Annotated in this window: 14 protein-coding genes; 7 read left to right on the forward strand and 7 right to left on the reverse strand. The window is 70.5% G+C overall.

What is annotated here, in order from left to right; genetic code table 11:
- Positions 1-13 precede the first annotated feature (13 nt).
- A complete protein-coding gene (gene deoC, locus R3I40_RS02375; protein WP_285262371.1) occupies positions 14-775 on the forward strand; it encodes a deoxyribose-phosphate aldolase in 762 nt (253 codons plus the stop codon).
- On the opposite strand, the gene R3I40_RS02380 is transcribed toward deoC, so the two are convergent.
- The 7 genes from R3I40_RS02380 to R3I40_RS02410 all read right to left on the reverse strand — a co-directional run bounded on the left by R3I40_RS02380 (position 769) and on the right by R3I40_RS02410 (position 9,710).
- A complete protein-coding gene (locus R3I40_RS02380; RefSeq protein WP_285262372.1) occupies positions 769-2,499 on the reverse strand; it encodes a phospho-sugar mutase in 1,731 nt (576 codons plus the stop codon). The genes deoC and R3I40_RS02380 overlap by 7 nt on opposite strands.
- Positions 2,496-3,350 (reverse strand): purine-nucleoside phosphorylase, encoded by an 855-nt coding sequence (locus R3I40_RS02385; RefSeq protein ID WP_183373608.1) that lies wholly within the window; start codon positions 3,348-3,350, stop codon positions 2,496-2,498. Before R3I40_RS02385 ends, R3I40_RS02380 begins: the two co-directional genes overlap by 4 nt.
- 61 nt (positions 3,351-3,411) lie before the next feature.
- Positions 3,412-5,190 carry an acetyl/propionyl/methylcrotonyl-CoA carboxylase subunit alpha gene (locus R3I40_RS02390; protein WP_259923389.1) on the reverse strand — a complete coding sequence of 593 codons (1,779 nt, stop codon included), beginning with the start codon at positions 5,188-5,190 and terminating at the stop codon, positions 3,412-3,414.
- Between the two features lie 173 nt (positions 5,191-5,363).
- On the reverse strand, positions 5,364-6,065 hold the full coding sequence (locus tag R3I40_RS02395; protein WP_239376034.1) for a Maf family protein: 702 nt from the start codon (positions 6,063-6,065) through the stop codon (positions 5,364-5,366).
- On the reverse strand, positions 6,062-7,786 hold the full coding sequence (locus R3I40_RS02400; protein WP_285262373.1) for a DUF885 domain-containing protein: 1,725 nt from the start codon (positions 7,784-7,786) through the stop codon (positions 6,062-6,064). The genes R3I40_RS02395 and R3I40_RS02400 overlap by 4 nt, the downstream gene beginning before the upstream one ends.
- A gap of 26 nt (positions 7,787-7,812) precedes the next feature.
- Positions 7,813-8,103: a hypothetical protein gene (locus R3I40_RS02405; protein WP_183373612.1), complete on the reverse strand. Its 291-nt coding sequence runs from the start codon at positions 8,101-8,103 to the stop codon at positions 7,813-7,815.
- Positions 8,100-9,710 carry an acyl-CoA carboxylase subunit beta gene (locus R3I40_RS02410; protein ID WP_285262374.1) on the reverse strand — a complete coding sequence of 537 codons (1,611 nt, stop codon included), beginning with the start codon at positions 9,708-9,710 and terminating at the stop codon, positions 8,100-8,102. The genes R3I40_RS02405 and R3I40_RS02410 overlap by 4 nt, the downstream gene beginning before the upstream one ends.
- A gap of 121 nt (positions 9,711-9,831) precedes the next feature.
- On the opposite strand from R3I40_RS02410, the gene R3I40_RS02415 reads away from it, so the two are divergent.
- From R3I40_RS02415 to purE, 6 genes are all read left to right on the forward strand, one after another.
- Positions 9,832-10,605 carry a biotin--[acetyl-CoA-carboxylase] ligase gene (locus tag R3I40_RS02415; RefSeq protein ID WP_239376037.1) on the forward strand — a complete coding sequence of 258 codons (774 nt, stop codon included), beginning with the start codon at positions 9,832-9,834 and terminating at the stop codon, positions 10,603-10,605.
- Positions 10,602-11,714 (forward strand): adenylate/guanylate cyclase domain-containing protein, encoded by a 1,113-nt coding sequence (locus R3I40_RS02420; RefSeq protein ID WP_239376038.1) that lies wholly within the window; start codon positions 10,602-10,604, stop codon positions 11,712-11,714. The genes R3I40_RS02415 and R3I40_RS02420 overlap by 4 nt, the downstream gene beginning before the upstream one ends.
- A gap of 73 nt (positions 11,715-11,787) precedes the next feature.
- Positions 11,788-12,483 carry a response regulator transcription factor gene (locus R3I40_RS02425; RefSeq protein WP_183373616.1) on the forward strand — a complete coding sequence of 232 codons (696 nt, stop codon included), beginning with the start codon at positions 11,788-11,790 and terminating at the stop codon, positions 12,481-12,483.
- A gap of 3 nt (positions 12,484-12,486) precedes the next feature.
- A complete protein-coding gene (locus R3I40_RS02430) occupies positions 12,487-13,875 on the forward strand; it encodes an ATP-binding protein (RefSeq protein ID WP_239376039.1) in 1,389 nt (462 codons plus the stop codon).
- A gap of 28 nt (positions 13,876-13,903) precedes the next feature.
- The gene (locus R3I40_RS02435) at positions 13,904-15,055 is read left to right on the forward strand and encodes a 5-(carboxyamino)imidazole ribonucleotide synthase (RefSeq protein WP_259923385.1); all 1,152 of its coding nucleotides are present in this window, start codon (positions 13,904-13,906) and stop codon (positions 15,053-15,055) included.
- An 88-nt stretch (positions 15,056-15,143) separates the two neighbouring features.
- Entirely contained in the window at positions 15,144-15,719 is a 576-nt protein-coding gene (gene purE / locus R3I40_RS02440) for a 5-(carboxyamino)imidazole ribonucleotide mutase (protein ID WP_259923384.1), read from the forward strand.
- Positions 15,720-15,749: the final 30 nt, after the last annotated feature.

Here is a 15,749-nt window from a genome sequence, read left to right on the forward strand (position 1 = left end):
GAGAATGACGCGTATGAACGACAACGTGACAACCACCGCCCCTGACGCCTCCGCCCTCACGCCGAGCGAACTCGCCCAGCTGATCGACCACACCCTGCTGAAGCCCGAGTCCAGCCCGGCCGACGCCGCCGCCCTCGCCCGTGAAGCCGAACAGCTCGGCACCTACTCGATCTGCGTGTCCCCGTCGATGCTGCCGATCGACACCACCGTGCACGTGGCGACCGTGTGCGGCTTCCCGTCGGGCCAGCACGCCCCCGAGGTCAAGGCCGCCGAGGCGAAGCTCGCCGTCGACAACGGCGCTGACGAAGTCGACATGGTGATCAACGTGGGCCGGGCCGCCGCCGGCGATGCCGACTTCACCGAAGCGGAGATCCGCGCCGTCCGCGACGCGATCCCCGGCGCCGTCCTCAAGGTCATCATCGAATCGGCGGCGCTGAGCGATGAGCAGATCGTCGCCTCCTGCCGGGCCGCGAAGAACGCCGGCGCCGACTTCGTGAAGACCTCCACTGGGTTCCACCCCGCCGGCGGCGCCAGCGCCCACGCGGTGCGACTGATGCGCGACACCGTCGGCGAGGACCTCGGTGTGAAGGCCTCCGGCGGGATCCGCACCCTCGCTGCGGCGCGCGAGATGATCGCCGCCGGCGCGAACCGTCTGGGCCTGTCCGGCTCCGCCGCCATCCTCGAGGAGGCGGCCGGCGGTCAGCAGGCCGGCGGCGCCGGCCTCGGTGGTGAGACCGAGAGCATCACCGAGGAGTCGCAGGCGAACGGCTACTGAACCCCGAGCACCTGGCGGATCTCGCCCGCCAGCGCCGTCAGCGTCCGCTGAGCGCGCTGGTGGGCGCCGGTGAGGTCCTCGAAGGAGGCATCGGGGGCGACGTCCTCCACAGCCTCCAGGTAGCACTTCAGCTTCGGCTCCGTCCCGGAGGGCCGCACGATGATGCGGGAGCGGTCCTCCGCGAGCAGCACCACGGCATCCGTCGGCGGCAGGCCCGCGGGCACACCGCCGCCCGCTTCGCCGGGGCCGGTGCCGCCGGCGAGGTCCGTCACCGTCACCGGGCAACCGTTCAGCTGCGCGGGCGGATTCTGCCGCAGCCGCGCCATCATCGCCCCCAGCTCATCGAGATCCGTCACCCGCAGCGACACCTGCGACGTGGCGAACAGCCCGCAGTGGCGGGCCAGGGCATCGAGCACACCGATCAGGGAGGACCCGTCGGCCTTCACCTCGGCGGCCAGCTCCGCGATGGCGAGCGCCGCTGAGATGCCGTCCTTGTCGCGCACCACGTCCGGCAGCACGCAGTAGCCGATCGCCTCTTCGTACCCGAAGGTGAGGTCCTCGGTGCGGGCGATCCACTTGAACCCGGTCAGGGTCTGCGCTGACTTCACCTCCGCGCCGTCGGCGATGGCGGCGAGCAGGCGGGAGGACACGATCGAGTTGGCGTACACGCTGCTCTCGGTGGTGCGGCGCAGCAGTGCGAAGCCGAGCAAGGCACCGAGCTCATCACCGGTCAGCATCCGCCAGTCGCCGAGCCGCGGGTCCGGGACCGCCACAGCGCACCGGTCAGCGTCCGGGTCGTTCGCGATCACGAGGTCCGCGCCCACGCGGCGCGACTGCTCCAGCGCGAGGTCGATCGCGCCGGGCTCCTCCGGGTTCGGGAACTCCACGGTGGGGAAGTCCGGGTCGGGGTCCGCCTGCGCCCCCACGGCATGCACGGTCAGGAACCCGGCCTGGGACAGCGCGGTCATCACCGTGTCGTGGCCGACCCCGTGCATGGAGGTGTGCACGATGCTGACATCGCGGGGTCCGCCCGGGGTGAGGACCTGCTGGATCGCCTGCACGTACTCGCCCTGCACATCGCCGCCGAGCGTGGTCCAGCCGGATTCGGCGACAGGGATCGATGAGACGGATTCGACTGCGGCGATCTGCGCGGCGATCTCCGCATCGACCGGCGGCACGATCTGCACCCCGCGGCCCTCTGCGCTGGTGGCGCGGCCGCCGAGGTACACCTTGTAGCCGTTGTCCGCGGCGGGGTTGTGGGAGGCGGTGACCTGGATGCCGGCGTCCGCATCGAGCGCGCGGACCGCGTAGGCGGTGATGGGGGTGGGCCAGGCGGCGGGCATCAGCATCGTCTGGTGTCCGGCGGCGGTGAGGATGGCGGCGCTGCGGCGCGCGAACTCCTCGGAGTGGCAGCGGGCATCGAAGCCGATCACCACGCGGGCATCGCCGACCCTCTCGCGCAGCCATGCTCCGATGCCGGCGGCGGCGAGGGACACGACGGAGTCGTTCATGCGGTTCGGGCCGGGTCCCATGGCGCCGCGCAGGCCCGCGGTGCCGAACTGCAGCATCCCTGCGAACGCGTCCTGCAGCTTGGCAGCGGCGGCCGCGTCCCCGTTCTCGGCTGTGTCGATCAGGGACTGCAGGGATTCCCGGGTGGCGGGGTTGGGGTCGTCGGCGAGCCAGGTGCGGGCGCGCTCCAGCAGGGCGGGGTCGGGGGTGCTCATGCGGTGCGCTCCTCAGTGGTGGGGCCGGCTTCGGCGATGCCGACGGTGATCTTCGACAGCAGGTCCGCGAGCCGCGGTGCCGCGGCCCGGCCCGCCTCGATGACCTCCTGGTGGGACAGGGGCTCCGGGGAGATACCGGCGGCGAGGTTCGTCACGAGCGACATGCCGAGCACCTCCATGCCGGCCTCTCGGGCCGCGATGGTCTCCAGCACCGTGGACATCCCCACGAGGTCAGCGCCGACCACCCCGGCCATGCGCACCTCGGCGGGCGTCTCGTAGGTGGGGCCGTGGAACTGCATGTACACGCCCTCCGGCAGGGACGGGTCGATGCGGTGAGCGAGGCTCCGCAGGCGCTGCGAGTACGCCTCGGTCTGGTCGAGGAACGTCGCTCCCACCAGCGGGGTGGCGCCGGAGAAGTTGATGTGGTCGCGGATCAGGACGGCGGTGCCGGGCCGCCAGTCGCGGTTGAGACCGCCGCAGCCGTTGGTGAGGATCGCGGTGCGGGCGCCGAGGGCGGCGGCGGTGCGCACGCCGTGCACCACGGCCGGCACGCCCCTGCCCTCGTACAGGTGGGTGCGGGCGCCGAGGACGAGGGCGATCGCGTCGGTGCCGGTGACGCGGATGGCGCGGAGCATCCCGGTGTGGCCGTCCACGGCGGGGCGGGAGAACCCGGGGATGGAGTGCGCAGGCGCGGACCACACTTCGTCACCGATGAGGTCGGCGGCACCGGACCAGCCGGATCCGAGGGTGAGGGACAGGTCGATGCGCTCCAAGCCGGAGGCGGAGCGGATGGCGGCTGCGGCCGCGTCGGCATCGCGGTACGGCTGGGCGGTGTCGTGCGTGTTCGTCATGCCCCGATCGTACCGGGGAGCAGCCGGGATCCGCCGGGGCCGACGGGCCCTCCGAGATCGATCAGTCGTCGAGTTCGCAGAGGACAGCGCCGGCGGAGACGGTCGCGCCGATCTCCGCGTCGAGGTTCTTCACCACGCCGCTGCGGTGGGCGAGGATCGGCTGCTCCATCTTCATCGCCTCGAGCACCACGAGCAGGTCGCCGTCGGCCACGGACTGTCCCTCTTCGGCGACCACCTTGACGATGGTGCCCTGCATGGGGGCGGTGACGGCGTTGCCGGAGGCGGCAGCCGGGCCGGTCTGGCCGCGCTGGGTGCGGCGGCGGCGCTGGGCCGACGGGGTCCGCGGCGCCCGCAGCGAAGCCGGCAGCGACACTTCGACGCGGCGGCCGTCGACCTCCACGACCACGTTCTCACGGCCCTCGTCCTCTTCGCCCGGCACGGGCAGGGGAGCGGGCGTGACCTCGCCGGTCCATTCGGTCTCGATCCAGCGGGTGTGGACGCGGAACGGCTCGTCGTCCTTCTGCGGGGCGAAGTCCGGATCGTCCACCACGAGGCGGTGGAACGGCATCACGGTGGGCAGACCGTCGATGCGGAACTCGTCCAGCGCGCGGCGGGAGCGCTCGAGCGCCTCCCGGCGGGTGGCGCCGGTGACGATGAGCTTGGCGAGCATGGAGTCGAAGTGGCCGGAGATCTCATCACCGGCGCGGACACCGGAGTCCACGCGGACGCCCGGGCCGCTGGGTGCTTCGAACACCTTGATGGGGCCGGGGGAGGGGAGGAATCCGCGGCCGGCGTCCTCACCGTTGATGCGGAACTCGAAGGAGTGGCCGCGGCTGACCGGGGTCTCTTCGCTGATCCTCTCACCAGCGGCGATGCGGAACTGCTCGCGCACCAGGTCCACGCCGGTGATCTCTTCGGTGACGGGGTGCTCCACCTGCAGGCGGGTGTTCACTTCGAGGAAGGAGATGGTGCCGTCCTTGCCCACGAGGAACTCGCAGGTGCCGGCGCCCACGTAGTCGGCTTCGCGCAGGATCGCGCGGGAGGCCTCCACCAGCTGGGTGTTCTGGTCGTCGGTGAGGAACGGTGCGGGCGCCTCCTCCACGAGCTTCTGGTGGCGGCGCTGAAGGGAGCAGTCACGGGTGGAGACGACCTGCACGTTGCCGTGGGAGTCCGCGAGGCACTGCGTCTCCACGTGGCGGGGGGAGTCGAGGAACCGCTCCACGAAGCATTCGCCGCGGCCGAACGCGGAGACCGCTTCACGGACGGCGGAGTCGTACAGTTCGCGCACTTCGGCGAGTTCGCGGGCGACCTTCAGGCCGCGGCCGCCGCCGCCGAACGCTGCTTTGATCGCAATGGGGAGGCCTTCGCGCTTCGCGAACTCGAGGACCTCATCGGACCCCTTGACGGGGTCCTTCGTGCCGGCGACGAGCGGGGCGCCGGCGCGCTGGGCGATGTGGCGGGCGCTGACCTTGTCGCCGAGCTGTTCGATGGCGCGCGGCGGTGGGCCGATCCACACCAGGCCGGCGTCCATCACGGCCTGCGCGAAGTCGGCCTGTTCGGAGAGGAATCCGTAGCCGGGGTGGATGGCGTCGGCGCCGGAGCGCTGGGCGATGTCCAGCAGCTTGTCCACCACGAGGTACGACTGGGCGGCGGTGGTGCCGCCCAGGGCGTACGCCTCGTCGGCCACCTTCGTGTGCAGGGCGCTGCGATCGCTGTCGGAGTAGACGGCGATCGAGCGCAGCCCGGCGTCACGGCAGGCCCGAGCGATCCGCACGGCGATTTCGCCGCGGTTGGCGATGAGGACCGTGGAGAACGGGCGGTAGGCGGAGGGACGGGACATTCGCGATTCCTTCGGAGAAACGGGTCAGTGGGCCGTGAACGGGGCACGGGCGGGGCCAGTCGGACAGCAAGCATATCCGGTGGGCCGCGCGCCGTGCGCCTTCAGGTTCATCGGTGAGCGGGCCCTGGTCAGGTGGGGAGACCCCCACCTGACCTGCGCACCTCAGTGACCTGTCAGCAGCCTTCGGGGTCGGTCCACAGGTCGCTGACCAGAAGGTCCAGCTCCGCGAGCAGGCCACGCAGCGCCGGTATCGACAGACCGATCACCGCGGTGTGGTCACCGGTGATCGAGTCGATGAACGCGGACCCGCGGCCGTCGATGGTGAAGCCGCCGGCCACGCCGAGCGGCTCCCCGGTGGCGACGTACGCGTCGATCTCCTCATCGCTGAGGTCCGCGAACGAGACCTCGGTGGAGACGGTCGTGCCGATGGTGGCGCCGGTGCCGCCGTCCGCCGGGTCGCGGTCGTCGACGATCCAGTGGCCGGTGTGCAGCACCGCGGACTTCCCCCGCACCTGCCGCCAGCGCTCCACGGCGCGCCCGGCTTCCAGGGGTTTGCCCATGACTTCGCCGTCGAACTCCAGCATGGAGTCGCAGCCGAGGACCACATAGCCGCCGTCGGAGGCGTCCAGGCCCGCTTCGGCCTTCGCCCGTGCCAGCACGAGGACCTGCTCCGCGGCGGGGAGGTCCCCGTCGGCCGCCTCAACAGCGCGGGCGAGAACAGCGCCCTCGTCGAGGTCCACGGGGCGGGCACTGAACGCGATGCCGGCGCGGCTGAGCAGTTCATGGCGGCCGGCGGATGCGGAGGCGAGCAGCAGCAGCGGCTCGAACTCCTCGCCGCCGGCGGGGCCGACGGATTCGGGGCGTGCGGTGGTCATCGCATCTCCTTCACAGCGTCTTCGAGGATCGACAGCGGCAGCGCACCCAGCGCGAGGGTGCGGTCATGGAACTGGCGGGACGGCAGCGGCGACTCGGCGCGCAGACGTTCCCAGACCCGCTGGCCCACCTTGTAGGACGGCGCCTGGCCCGGCCAGCCGAGGTAGCGGTGCAGCTCGAACCGGCGGTGCTCCTCACCGAGGCCCCAGAACTCGGTCATGAACTCCCACGCCTTCTCGTAGGTCCACTCGCCGCCGCCGAACTCCTCCGGCACCGGGCGGCCGGTGTGGAGGCCGATGTCGAGGACCACGCGACCGGCGCGCATCCGCTGCTCGCTGAGCATGCCGAGCCGCTCCGCATTCTCCGCGAGGAAGCCGAGCTCATCCATCAGGCGCTCCGCGTACAGGGCCCAGCCCTCTCCGTAGCCGGAGATCCAGCACATGAGGGCACGCCACCGGTTGAGGCGGCCCAGTCCCGCCTGCATGGTCTGCGTGCCGAGCTGCAGGTGATGGCCCGGAACGCCCTCGTGGTAGACGGTCGTGGTCTCCTTCCACGTGTGGAAGGCGGTGACGCCCTCGGGCACGTCCCACCACATGCGGCCCGGGCGGGAGGTGAGGTCCTCGCTCGGCGGCGTGTAGTAGATGCCGCCGGAGCCGGTCGTGGCGATCATGCACTCCAGGGTGTGCAGCTGCTCGGGTATGTCGAAGTGCTCATCGGCGAGGGCGGCCACCGCCGCATCGGACTTCTCCTGCATCCACGCCTTCAGGTTGTCCGAGCCGTGCACCAGCCATGCCTCGTCCTCGTTGAGGCTGGCGTAGGCGGCGTCCACATCGTCGCCGCCACCGTTGCCGTAGTGCTCGTTGATGCGCGCGGCGATCTGCCGCTGCTCCTCGAGGATGCCGAGCAGCTCCCGCACACCCCACCGGTAGGTGTCCTCCAGGTCGATCTCGGCGCCGATGTAGGCGCGCGAGTGCAGGCGGTAGGCGTCCTCGCCGACCGCGTCGGCCTCGGGGGCCGACGGGTGCAGCTCATCGAGCACGTCCGCGAGCTGCGCGTATGCTCCGCGCGCCTGGTCGGCGGCGTCCCGCAGGCCCGCCGCCAGCTGCTCATCACTGCTGGGGGCCTGGGTGATGAGCTGCGCGAAGAACCCGTCGGCCGCCGCGAAGCCGCGGGCCTCCTCGGCGCCGATCCGCAGCTGGCGCTGAGCGGAGAGCACGCCCTGGCCGGCGGCGAAGCGCAGCGACTCGGCGAAGCCCTCCAGTGCGGCGGGGATCTTCGTGAGGCGCTCGCGGATCACGTCCCAGTTCTCGACTGCCTCAGCATCGGTGTCGCCGGTGGTGGGCATCTGATCGAACACGGCGCGCAGGCCCTGGATGGGGGAGGTGATGTTGTTGACCTGTGAGTGCGGGATCAGCTTCTCGTGCATCTCCAGGTCGAGACCGAGGCGTTCGCGCATCGCGGCGAGCGTGAGGCGGTCGTTCTGGGAGAGCTCTTCGCCGGCGTCGCGGGCAGCGGCTTCGGCGTCGTCGAGGTCGGCGAGGGTGGTGCGGGCGAGATCCGCTTCGGCATCGAGGCCGGCGGGGGAGAGGTCCGGCATGTCGCGGTCATGACCGGGCACGCCGAGGCCGCTCGCGAGCAGTGGGTTCAGGGCGGTGGCCTTCTCCACGTAGGAATCGGCGATGCGGTCGATGGCGGACGGGGTCGAGGGGATGGTGTGAGTCATGACACCGATCCTATCGGCGCACGTGCTCAGCGGTGGTTGAACCGCCAGGCCATCGGCCCGCGCTCACCGCGCAGAGCATGGCCCCCGCGCACCCGGTGCACCGGGGAGGACCAGCCCGTACCGCGGTCACCGGAGCGCGACTCCAGCTCCCGCTGGTGCGCTTCCTCGCGCGCCACCACGCTCAGCGCGGAGACAGCCACGGCGATCGCTGCGAGCTCATCGTTGGAGAGCTGACCGCTCACGAGCTTCACCGCGGTCGATGCCGCGGGCGACACCTCCACCTGCCCCTGCGGGGCGCCGGACTCGGGCGTGCTCACAGCGGAATGTTCCCGTGCTTCTTCGTCGGGAGCATGTCCCGCTTCGTGCGCAGCAGGCGCAGCGCATGCGCGATCTCGAGGCGGGAGTCCCGGGGCGCGATGACGCCGTCGATCCAGCCGCGCTCCGCCGCCAGGTACGGGGTCGCGAACCGCTCTTCGAACTCACCCTGCAGCTTCGCGCGCTCCGCCTCCACATCGCCGCCGTCCTCCGCGACGCTCTTGAGCGTGCGGCGGTGCAGGATGTTCACCGCACCCTGCGCGCCCATCACCGCGATCTGCGCGGTGGGCCACGCCAGGTTGATATCGGCGCCCAGGTCCTTGGAGCCCATCACGATGTACGCACCGCCGTAGGCCTTGCGGGTGACCAGGGTGATCAGCGGAACCGTCGCTTCGGCGTAGGCGTACAGCAGCTTCGCGCCGCGGCGGATGATGCCGTTCCACTCCTGATCCGTGCCCGGCAGGAAGCCCGGGGTGTCCACGAACGTGAGCACCGGGATGTTGAAGGCGTCGCAGGTGCGGACGAACCGCGCGGCCTTCTCGGAGGCGTCGATGTCGAGGGTGCCGGCGAAGTGGGACGGCTGGTTCGCCACGATGCCCACGCTCTGGCCCTCCACGCGGCCGTAGCCGATGACCACGTTCTGCGCGTAGTTCGGCTGCACTTCGAGGAAGTCACCGTCGTCCAGCACGGTGCGGATCACGGTGAGCATGTCGTACGGCTGGTTCGGGGAATCCGGCACCAGCGAATCCAGCGCCTCGTCCTCCTGCGTGGTCTCCGTCGGCGTGTCCAGCGGGAACACCGGCGGATCGCTGAGGGTGTTCTGCGGCAGGTACGACAGAATGTCCTTGACGTACTCGATGGCGTCATCCTCATCGGACGCCATGTAGTGCGCCACGCCGGACTTCGACGTGTGGGTGCGGGCCCCGCCGAGGTCCTCGAAGCCGACGTCCTCACCGGTGACGGTCTTGATGACGTCCGGGCCGGTGATGAACATGTGGCTGGTCTTCTCCACCATCACGATGAAGTCCGTCAGCGCCGGGGAGTACACGGCACCACCCGCCGCGGGGCCCATGATCAGCGAGATCTGCGGGATCACGCCGGAGGCGCGGGTGTTGTTGCGCATGATGCCGGCGAAGGCGGCCAGGGACGCCACCCCTTCCTGGATGCGGGCACCGCCGCCGTCGAGGATGCCGATCAGCGGTACTCCGGTGCGCAGAGCGAGGTCCTGCACCTTCATGATCTTGCGGCCGTGCGCCTCACCGAGGGACCCGCCGAACACGGTGAAGTCCTGGGAGTACACGCAGACCTGGCGGCCGTCGATGGTGCCGTAGCCGGTGACGATGCCGTCGCCGTCGGGGCGCTTGCTGTCCAGGCCGAACGCGGTGGACTGGTGGCGGACGAATCGATCGGTCTCCACGAACGAACCGTCGTCCAGGAGGTCGGTGATGCGCTCGCGAGCGGTCTTCTTGCCGCGGGCGTGCTGCTTCTCCACGGCGGTCCGGCCGGCGGCGGTGACGGCGGTGTCGTACCGCTCCTGCAGATCCGCGATCCGCTCAGCCGTTGTGATGGCTCGGGGCTCCTGGGGGTTCGTCGGAGACGCGTCGTTCACTCTCACTCCTTGGTGCGCGGCCGGAACTGCAAGGATCCTACGCTACCCGCCTCCGCACTGTGATGCGCTACTCTCTCCGGGTGCCTTCCCCAGCCGACCAGCAGAAAGGGGCCACGCGACCGTGGACGCGACCAGCCTGACCTTCGTCCCCTGGGCGAGCTCCACCAACGATCTGGTCGGCGAGGACGCGTTCGCCTCCCGCCGCACACCGTTCGCCGTCGCCACCTTCGATCAGCGCTCCGGCCGGGGCCGACAGGGACGCACCTGGCAGAACCGCCCCGGTGACTCCCTCGCCCTCACCTATGTGCTGCGCCCCAGGATCGATCGGGACCAGTGGGGCTGGCTGTCGCTGGCGATGGCGCTCGCGGTGCAGGACGCTCTGGAGGACAGCGTCGGCGCGGCCGTCGAGCTCAAATGGCCGAACGATGTGCTCGATGCCGACGGGCGCAAGCTCGCCGGAATCCTCGCGGCCGTGGACGGTGAGCGGGTCGCCGTGGGGGTCGGAGTGAACCTGCGCGGCGGAATCGACGCGGACGACCCGCTCCTCGCGAATGCCGGCACCGTTGAGGCGGTGATCGGCCGCAGTCTCGATGACGGGGAGCGGGAGCAGATCGCTCGCGCGATCTGCGCTGCCATGGACCACTGGGTCCAGTGTCTGGAGACTCGGACGGGTGCTGATGAGATGACCTCGATCTATCGTGAGAGATGTGTCACGATCTCACGAGCGGTGCACATGGTCGATCAGACCGGCTCCGCCACCATCCGCGGCACCGCCGAGACCGTCGACTCCGTCGGCCGACTCGTCATCCGCGCGGTCGACGGGACCCGCACGTCCGTCACCGCCGGGGACGTCCACCTGGTGCCGGATACGAACGAGAGGAGCGTTGGTGTATGAGCTCTGCCGAGCCCAGTGACGGTGCTGTCCCCACCGTCACCGCGGAGATGAGCATTCCGCAGCAGCTCAACCGGCGCTTCGCACGCGTCCGCCAGAGCGTCGGCGCTCTCGAACGGGTCCTCCTGCAGGGGCCGCGCACCCACTCCGCCCGCGAACTGCAGTCGCTCCACGGTCTGCCCGAATCCCTGGTTGCGAAGTACTGGCGCGGTATGGGCTTCGGCGGCATCGACCATGACACCGCCGTGTTCACCGACGAGGACGCCGAAGCGATCGGTGAGCTCATCCGCCTCGTCACCGACGGCGAGATCGACGAGGACACGTTCGTCAACTTCGCCCGCGGCTTCGGCTTCCACACCGGCCGCCTCGCCATGTGGCTCACCGAAGCGCTCGTGGACGAGGCGAAGGCCGGAGGCAAGGTCTCCGACTCTCAGGCCCGCATGCTCATGCTGGAGCGCGCCCCGGAGTTCCTCGGCGTGTTCGAGCGCCAGGTCGTCTACGCCTTCCGTCGGCAGATGGCCTCCTACACGGCCCGCGCCGGATCGGAGATCCTCCGCAGCGTCGGCGAGTCCTGGTCCGACGAGGCGCTTCCGCTGCCGCGCGCCGTCGCCTTCGCCGACCTCGTCCAATTCACCCGGCTTGCCCAGTCGATCGACGGGTTCGAGCTCGCCGACGTCATCAAGCAGTTCGAGGGTCTGTGCCGCGACATCATCTCCGAGGGCGGCGGCCGCGTGGTCAAGACCGTGGGCGACGAGATGATGTTCCTCGCCGACACGCCCGAGGACGGCGTCCGCATCGCCCTGTCCATCACCGAAGCCGTCGCCGCCAGTCCCATCCTGCCGGCGGTGCGCGTGGGGCTGGCCTGGGGCAACATGTTCTCCCGCTACGGTGACGTGTTCGGGCCGCGTGTGAACCTCGCCGCCCGCCTCGAAGGCATCGCCGAACCCGGCGCTGTGGTGGTGGATCTGGAGACCGCCGAGACGGTGGACCGCGCCTTCCCGGGCGGGTTCAGCCGCGCCGAGGAATGGACCGTGGAGCTACAAGGCATCGGTCTGACCCCGGTGGTGCGCCTCGAGCGAGCCGCCGCGTCCCGCATCGTCATCAACCGCTGAGCGGCCCGGAAGCACCCGGTCTCCGCATCGATCGCCCGGCGCTGTCAGCACCGGGCCGTTAGGATCAGGAACTGTGACTCGCCTACTTCTCGTCGAGGATGACTCGGCCATTGCAGAACCGCTGTCCCGCGCCCTGGACCGTGAGGGCTACTCCGTCATGCGCGCATCGCGCGGCATGGATGCCCTGGCGGCGGCCGCGCAGGAGGACCCGATCGACTTCGTGATCCTCGATCTCGGCCTGCCCGACATCGACGGGCTTGAGGTTGCGCGCCGCCTCCGCAAGGGCGGCGTCACCGCCCCGATCCTGATCCTCACCGCCCGCGCCGATGAGGTCGACGCGGTGGTGGGCCTGGACGCCGGCGCCGATGACTACGTCACCAAGCCGTTCCGCCTCGGTGAGCTGCAGGCCCGCATCCGTGCCCTGCTGCGCCGCACCCAGGCCGTGGAGGAGCAGTCCGACGCGTTCTCCGTCAACGGCGTGGAGCTCGACGCCTCCGCCCGCCGCGCGTACGTGGGCGGTGAGGAGCTCACCCTCAGCGCCAAGGAGTTCGACCTGCTTGCGGTGCTCATCCGCGAAGCGGGCTCCGTGGTGACCCGTGACGACCTCATGCGAGAGGTGTGGGGTGCCGAATGGTGGGGCTCCACCAAGACCCTCGACATGCACATCTCCTGGCTACGCCGCAAGCTCGGCGACGACGCCACGAACCCGACCCGCATCACCACTGTGCGCGGAGTCGGCTTCCGCTTCGAGAACCCCGCCGAGAGCTGATTCATGCAGCGCAGGGTCCTGCAGGCCACCCTTGTCTCCGTGCTCCTGGTGGTTCTGCTCCTCGGCATTCCCCTCGGCACAGCCTGGCTGACCCTGGTGCAGAACAACCTCAGCAACTCGGGGCGCACCCTGCTGCAGTCCGTGGTCACCGCCACCGACGGTCGCCTCAACAACGGGCAGCGCATCGATGAGCCGATGCTGGAGCAGTACGTCAACCAGACCGCGGACCTCAACGTCCACATCTCCGTGACGCACGACGGCCGCACCGTGCAGGCCGGACAGCCGCCCGGGGAGAACCCCGTTGTGGTCTCCGCGGCCGGTTCCAATCGGCAGGTCGTGACGATCTCGATTCCGCAGTCGGATGTGCGCGCCCACACCGGTGGGGCGGTGGTGCTGATCGTGCTGACGGCGCTGAGTGCGATCGCGATCGCCATCTCCGTGGCGCTGTGGCAGGCGCAGAGGCTGTCGGCGCCCCTGACCAAGCTGACGCGCCGAGCCGCTGAGCTGGGCTCGGGCCGCGCCCGCACCCAGTGGCAGGAGTCCGGGATCGCGGAGATCGACATGGTGGCCGTGGAGCTCACGAAGTCCGGTATTGCGCTCACCGAACGGCTGGAGGCGGAGAGTGCGCTCGCCTCGGACGCCTCCCACCAGCTGCGCACACCGCTGACGGCGCTGTCGATGCGCCTGGACGAGATCCTCGCAACCTCCTCGGAGGAATGGGTGAGGGACGAGGCGCGCGTCTCCCTGGAACAGGTGGACCGCCTCACGAACGTGGTCAACGACCTCATCAACAAGCCGCGCTCCTCCCAGCGCCGCACCCCGGGCGTTGTGGAGCTGCGCAACGTGCTCACCCAGCAGAGCGAAGAGTGGAAGCACGCGTTCCGTCAGGCCGGCCGAGAGCTGCGCATCCACGTGCCGAAGTCCGCAGCGGTGTGGGCGTCCGACGGGCCCCTCACGCAGGTGGTCGCCACCCTGATCGAGAACTCCCTCATGCACGGCGGCGGCACCACGAGCCTGAAGGTGCGCGCGAACTCCCACTCCACGGTGATCGAGGTGGCGGACCAGGGAGAGGGTGTGGACCCGACGGTCGGCACGCGCATCTTCGAGCGGTCCGTGCAGGGCCCGAAGTCCACCGGCACCGGTGTGGGCCTTGCGCTCGCCCGCACGCTGGTGGAGGACGACGGCGGCCGGCTGGAGCTGCTGCAGGAGCAGCCGGCGGTGTTCGGCGTCTTCCTCATCACCGCGCCGGGGGAGGCCGGCGACGGTGATGTGGTCCTCGGGGAGTCGACCCTCACGTCCCGCGCAAGCGCGAACGACGCCGATGGGTTCTCCCAGGGCCGGGTGATGAGCCGCCGGGAGCGGCGGGCGCAGCAGGCGCAGTCCCAGCGCTGAGCGGTCCTCGCCTAGAATGGTCGCCGTGATGACTGATTCTGCGCCCTCCACCGTTCGCACCATCGGCGTTGTGGGAGGCGGGCAGCTCGCCCGCATGATGATCCCCGCCGCCATCGAACTCGGTCTGGACATCGCCGTCCTCGCCGGCAGCGACACGGTGTCCGCCGCACAGGTTGCTCACCGAGTGGAGATCGGCAGCCACGAGGACGCCGATGCAGTTGCGGCCTTCGCTGCGAGCGTCGATGCCGTCACCTTCGACCACGAGCACGTTCCCCAGGACATCCTCCGCGCCCTGGAGGCCGACGGGATCGCTGTGCGCCCCGGGGCCGACGCCCTCATCCACGCACAGGACAAATTGGTGATGCGCGAGCGCCTCACCGAGCTCGGCCACCCCTGCCCCCAGTGGTGGCGCATCGCCAGCCGCGCCGACCTCGAGCAGGCGCTGGAGGAGGCCGGCGGCCGCATCGTGGTGAAGACCGCCCGCGGCGGCTATGACGGCCACGGCGTCGCCGTCATCTCCTCGGCCGATGAGGTCGCCGACTGGCTGGAGCGCGGTGATGACCTCCTCGCCGAGCAGCTGGTGCCGTTCACTCGGGAACTGTCCGCGCAGGTGGCGCGCCGCCCCGGGGGACAGGTCGCCGCCTATCCGGTGGTGGAGAGCGAACAGAAGGACGGCGTGTGCTTCCGAGTCGCCGCCCCCGCTCCCGGACTGTCCGCTGAACGCGATGCCGAGATCCGCGGTCTCGCTGAGCGCATCGCCGAGGACCTCGGCGTGGTGGGCATGCTCGCCGTGGAGCTGTTCGAACTGGCCGACGGCACCGTTCTCGTCAACGAGCTGGCCATGCGGCCGCACAACACGGGTCACTGGTCGATGGACGGCTGTGTCACCTCCCAGTTCGAGCAGCATCTGCGCGCTGTTGCCGATCTGCCGCTGGGCTCCACGGAGCCGCTGCGTCCCGCGGCTGTGATGGTGAACCTGCTGGGCGGCACCCGCGAGGACCTCGTGGACGGCGGTCGGATCGCGGTCGAGCAGGACCCGTCGGCCACCATCCACCTGTACGGCAAGGGCGTGCGTCCCGGCCGCAAGGTGGGGCACGTGAACCTGACCGGCGAGGACATGGACGAGGTGACCGCTCGGGGGATCCGCGCCGCCGCCACCATCGTCGACGCTGACGACTGACCCGCCCCGCCGGCCGGCCCGCGCCGTCGGCTGACCCGCCCCGCTTCCACCCACCGACCACCCGCTGACCTTCCCGAAAGAGGACGCGATGACTGACATCACCCCCGCCGCCGACTCCACCGCTTCCGGCGCCACCGGCGCCCCGGACGCCGACGCCGCTGGACGCCCGCTGGTCGGCATCGTGATGGGCTCCGACTCCGACTACCCCGTCATGAAGGACGCGCACGAAGCGCTCACCGAGTTCGGCATCGAATGCGAGGTCGGCGTGGTCAGCGCCCACCGCATGCCGGAGGACATGATCGAGTGGGGCCGCACCGCCGAAGCGCGGGGCCTGCGCGTCATCATCGCCGGCGCCGGCGGCGCCGCCCACCTTCCCGGCATGCTCGCCTCCGTCACCACGCTGCCCGTCATCGGGGTGCCGGTGCCGCTCAAGCACCTCGACGGCATGGACTCCCTGCTGTCGATCGTGCAGATGCCCGGCGGTGTGCCGGTGGCGACCGTCTCCGTCGGCGGTGCGAAGAACGCCGGACTGCTCGCGGCGCGCATCCTCGGCGCGAACAACACCGAGCACGGCGCCCAGCTGCGTGAGCGGATGGTCACATATCAGCAGGAACTGCGAGAACTGGCCGTCTCCAAGGGAGAATCGCTGCGCCGCTCCCTCTGACTGACAGTCGGGAAATGTAGGCTCGAAGCC

Origin of the sequence: Helcobacillus massiliensis, from assembly GCF_033106145.1 — a bacterium.
GTDB classification, from domain to species: domain Bacteria; phylum Actinomycetota; class Actinomycetes; order Actinomycetales; family Dermabacteraceae; genus Helcobacillus; species Helcobacillus massiliensis.

Coding starts and splice junctions, on each gene's coding strand:
- deoC (WP_285262371.1), top strand. CDS start 14: ATGAACGACAACGTGACAACCACCGCCCCTGACGCCTCCGCCCTCACG.
- R3I40_RS02380 (WP_285262372.1), bottom strand. CDS start 2,499: ATGAGCACCCCCGACCCCGCCCTGCTGGAGCGCGCCCGCACCTGGCTC.
- R3I40_RS02385 (WP_183373608.1), bottom strand. CDS start 3,350: ATGACGAACACGCACGACACCGCCCAGCCGTACCGCGATGCCGACGCG.
- R3I40_RS02390 (WP_259923389.1), bottom strand. CDS start 5,190: ATGTCCCGTCCCTCCGCCTACCGCCCGTTCTCCACGGTCCTCATCGCC.
- R3I40_RS02395 (WP_239376034.1), bottom strand. CDS start 6,065: ATGACCACCGCACGCCCCGAATCCGTCGGCCCCGCCGGCGGCGAGGAG.
- R3I40_RS02400 (WP_285262373.1), bottom strand. CDS start 7,786: ATGACTCACACCATCCCCTCGACCCCGTCCGCCATCGACCGCATCGCC.
- R3I40_RS02420 (WP_239376038.1), top strand. CDS start 10,602: ATGAGCTCTGCCGAGCCCAGTGACGGTGCTGTCCCCACCGTCACCGCG.
- R3I40_RS02430 (WP_239376039.1), top strand. CDS start 12,487: ATGCAGCGCAGGGTCCTGCAGGCCACCCTTGTCTCCGTGCTCCTGGTG.
- R3I40_RS02435 (WP_259923385.1), top strand. CDS start 13,904: ATGACTGATTCTGCGCCCTCCACCGTTCGCACCATCGGCGTTGTGGGA.
- purE (WP_259923384.1), top strand. CDS start 15,144: ATGACTGACATCACCCCCGCCGCCGACTCCACCGCTTCCGGCGCCACC.